The sequence below is a fragment of the Amycolatopsis sp. NPDC058986 genome (assembly GCF_042741125.1).
Taxonomy (GTDB): Bacteria; Actinomycetota; Actinomycetes; order Mycobacteriales; family Pseudonocardiaceae; genus Amycolatopsis.
The window spans coordinates 1-3948 of sequence record NZ_JBHYJW010000133.1; the positions used below are offsets into that span (position 1 = coordinate 1).

Below are 3948 nucleotides of genomic sequence, written 5' to 3' on the forward strand. Positions count from 1 at the left end.
CACTACTGCGGGCGGCACCCCAGCCTTTCTAGGTCTCTCGGCGGTTAGCTGCCGAGGGTCCATTGCTGGCTGGTGTTGCCGGGTTGGGCGGTGGCGATGATCACGGGGGTGCCTTCGGCGTTGGAAGCGAGGTCCATGACCAGGCCGTTGTAGTTGCGGATGGCGCCCTCGGGGGTGACGCGCCATTGCTGGCTGGGGTTGCCGATCTGGCAGGGGGCCATGCCGACCTGGGTGCCGGGTTCGTTGGATCCCAGGTCCATGCACAGCCCATTGGCGTTGCGGAGCGTGCCGTCGATCGGTGCGGTCCACCGCTGGCTGCCCCACTCTCCGGGCTGGCAGACCGTCATGCCCACGATGGTGCCGGGCTCGTTGGAGAACAGGTCCGCGCACAGGCCGTTGTGGTTGCGGATCTTGCCACTGACCTCGCGTAGCTCGCCCGTGCTCCACTGCTGGCTGGCAGCGCCGGCGCGGCAGGCGGCCATGATCACGGTGGTGCCGGGGCTGTTGGCGCCGAGGTCGGCGCACAGGCCGTTGAAGTTGCGGATGGTGCCGTCGGGGCGGGTCCACTGCTGGCTGGTGTAGCCGGGCTGGGCAGTGGCGATGGCCACTGGGGTGCCTTCGGCGTTGGAGCCGATGTCCAAGGTTAGGCCGTTGAAGTTGCGGATGGTGCCATCCGGCAACGCGCGCCACTGCTGGCTGGTGTTGCCCGCCTTGCAGGGAGCCAGGCCCACCGTGGTGCCGGGTTCGTTGGATCCGAGGTCCATGCACAAGCCGTTGGCGTTGCGGATGGGCGAGGCCGCAGTCTGCTGCCCGATCCAGTCGGTGATGTTGTCGATGCGGGACTGGGTGCTGCCCTGACGAGTCTCGGTGACCGTCATGCAGCCGTGCTGCCAGGACGTGCTGTGCACCGCGACGAGCTCGACCTTGTTGTCGGCGGTCTGCCGCAGGGCGGGCCCCCCGGCGTCACCCTTGCAGGTGTCCACGCCGTTGGCACCGGTCAGCGTCGCGGTGGTCCCGGTCGCGGCGTTCACGGTGAACGGCGCGACACGCGCTTGATCGGGCACCCACGTATCAGTGGTGCGGCCGTATCCGACCGCGTTCAGGGTTTCGCCGGCGGTGGGCGGCGTAGTGCTGAGTTTCGCCGGTGCGATATCGGTGACCGGGGTGGCCAGCAACGCCAGCGTCACATTCCGGTCGGACCGCGGCGCCACATAGGACACCCGAACGACGCGGCCAGCGTTGGAGGGCGTCCGGCCGAGCGTGACCGTGGTGGGCTTCGGTGGCGGCCCTGCCTGCAGGCCGGAAGCCGCGAAGCAGGAACTGGCGGTGACGATCCAGGCAGGGTCGATCAGTGTGGCGCTACAGGACTGCCCATCGAATCCGGGGGTACCGACGTCGAGTCGACCGGCGAAGGTGTAACTGCCGGCGGGGGCGGGAGCACCGCCGCTGATCGCCTGGGCAGGCGCGGACAGCATTAGGCCCGCGGCGGCAACCGACGTCAGTGCGGCGGCGACCGTCACTGCCCGGGGGCGTGGATATTTCATGAAGAACCTCTGTGTGTAGTGGCGGAGGGGGTGCCTGATGTCTGAAACTCGCTATCCCGCCGGTACTGGTCTGAACCAGAGCGACCGGTACCGCGAACACCCTGCGCTTATGGGGTGACGTCGAGCTGAAGCAACGTCGTCGGCGCGCCCTTCGTGCCGACGCCTACCGGCGTGCTGCCGTAGGGGCTGACGTCGACGGTGGTGTGCTGGCCGGCGTCCGTGGTCAGCTCCGCCTTCATCTTGTGGCCTGCACTGGGGGTGCGACCGTCACCGTCGATTTCGAAGACGGCGGGCACCTTGAGGTTGAGGTGTCCCTTCGGTCCGAGGACCTTGAAACAGACCAGGCCTTTCTGGTCCGCGCCGACCTTGGCGGTGGTCCAGACCTGCACCAGGCCGATATTGCCGTCCGGTGGGGTGTTGCAGTCGGCGTACACGATGTGCCCGTCGCCCGAGAGAAGTGTCACGCCGGTGGAGGCCTGGATGGCAGCTGCGTCGGGGTAGGCATAGTCCTCCACGAGGGACGGCTGCTCCTCCTGAGCCGAGCCGGCGGCCACAGCCGACTGCGCGACCCAGGCACCCGAGGCCAGAGCTGCACACGCCACACCAATGGCCAGCAGGGGCCGGTATCTCATCTTCATTGCTTCCCTTTCCTGCGACAGTCGCCGACGCGACCGACGATTGTTGGCGTAGTGTTTCGGACAGGTAGGCAGGACCACCGAGTGGAATAGCTTCGTCAACGTAGTGATGGAACGTGAGCCATGACGCAGCTGCCCCTCGCCTAGCGTGTCAGGTTGAGATCCACTGACGCGGAGGCATAATCCGCGTGACGCTCCGATTGGCGCCAGCGCACATCAGTCATCAATTGCGCATGAATTAGCGTTCGCCAGGTCAAACCGAGGGACTGTCGTTCATATAAGTATGTGAGGCGCCCTCGGGCTTTAGGCCAAGTGGCGGTACCATGCGTCGATTCCCCTCGCGTCCACCGTTGCGTCAACCTGGAACAGTTGACACGGTGCGACCTGGCGGCCACACCGGGCCGAGTGCGGCCTGGTTTCCTGCCGCAGTTCTCCTGCGCCCGAAACCACCTACACCCGGAAGCCCAGTCGGTTATCGCAAGTAGCAACCGTAGTTTTACATCACTTGACAGTGAGGTGCATCACAGTCGCTCACATCAGGTTGCGGCGGTGATTCTACAGTTCTCGATCCGCCCGAACGGGGCTAGTGGCGCGGGTTCACCACCCTGTACGAAGGTAAAGTCACCCAGCACGTATATGGGTGGAGCGAAATTTCGAGTGAGCCGCGTCAAGACCGATGTGGCTGAGGGGTAAGGACTCGCATGCGAAGATACGCACGAGTGCGCTTTCTGACAGCGGCGACGCTGTCAGTCGCGACACTGTCGGTTCTGGTGGCACCTGTCGCCGGCGCACAACCAGCCATACACGCCGCTGCCGATCCCGCTCCGCCGCCCGGTACGCCGGCGACGGACCGGGCTCAGGTCGTGAACCTGTGGAAGAACGCCGGCCCGACGGTGAAAACGGCGGCCGAGCGAGCACTGGCCGGGTCGGACGCGGACGTCACGGCGTTTCTGAGTACCGAGTTGCCGCGAGCGCAGAAGCTGGACGACCGCATCAGCGTCAACCGGATGCTCTATGGCGGCGGACCGGCGGTCAAGGACGCCGCCCAGCAGAGTCTGCTCTCCACCGACGAGGGTGCCCTGCTGACCTTCCTGAGGTCGGGCTGGCAAACACCATGGGCACAGGACCAACGCATCCGCGTCGACCAGATGCTCGCCACCGCCGGCCCCGAGCTGCGGAAGGCGGCCCAGGCTGCGCTGGACGCCAAGACCGTCGACGCGCTGCAGGAGTTCCTCAAGAACGGCTGGCAGACGCCCTATAGCCAGGACCAGCGGATCCGGGTCGACCAGATCTTCGCCGCAGGCGGGCCCGAGGTGCGTAAAGTCGCCCAGCGCGCATTGAACGCCGCGACGCTGGACGCCTACGCCCAGTTCCTCGACCACGACCGCGCGCTCGCCGAGGCCCACGACATGGAGACCGCGACCGTCGCCCAACTCGCGAGCGCGGCGAAAGACGCCGGCGATCAGGCCGCGAAAGAGACCCAGGCGGCCAAGGAGGCGTCCGCGAAAGCGGTCGCCGAGGCGGAGCTGGCCAGAAAGTCCGCGGAGGCGGCCGCACAAGCCAGCGCGAACGCCGGCCACAACGCGGAGGCAGCCGCAGCCGCGGCATCGCAGGCCGCCGACGCGGCCAACAAGGCGGCCGCAGCGGCTCGCGAAGCGGTAGGCGCGGCGAATGCGGCCAGCGCGGCCGCTCGTGTCGCCGCCGGCGCCGCCGCGCGCGCCGCGTCCGCGGCGAACATGGCCGGACGTGCGGCGGCGACCGCCTACGCG

Annotated in this window: 3 protein-coding genes; 1 reads left to right on the forward strand and 2 read right to left on the reverse strand. The window is 67.4% G+C overall.

Translation table 11 applies throughout. The annotated features are described in order from the left end of the window. Positions 1-44 precede the first annotated feature (44 nt). Entirely contained in the window at positions 45-1520 is a 1476-nt protein-coding gene (locus tag ACFW0G_RS45330; protein WP_378331796.1) for a ricin-type beta-trefoil lectin domain protein, read from the reverse strand. Between the two features lie 131 nt (positions 1521-1651). Continuing rightward, on the reverse strand, positions 1652-2182 hold the full coding sequence (locus ACFW0G_RS45335) for a hypothetical protein (protein ID WP_378331797.1): 531 nt from the start codon (positions 2180-2182) through the stop codon (positions 1652-1654). A gap of 698 nt (positions 2183-2880) precedes the next feature. Here ACFW0G_RS45335 and ACFW0G_RS45340 point away from each other — a divergent pair. Next, positions 2881-3948 (forward strand): ALF repeat-containing protein (locus ACFW0G_RS45340; protein ID WP_378331798.1); only part of this gene is annotated, 1068 nt, incomplete at its 3' end.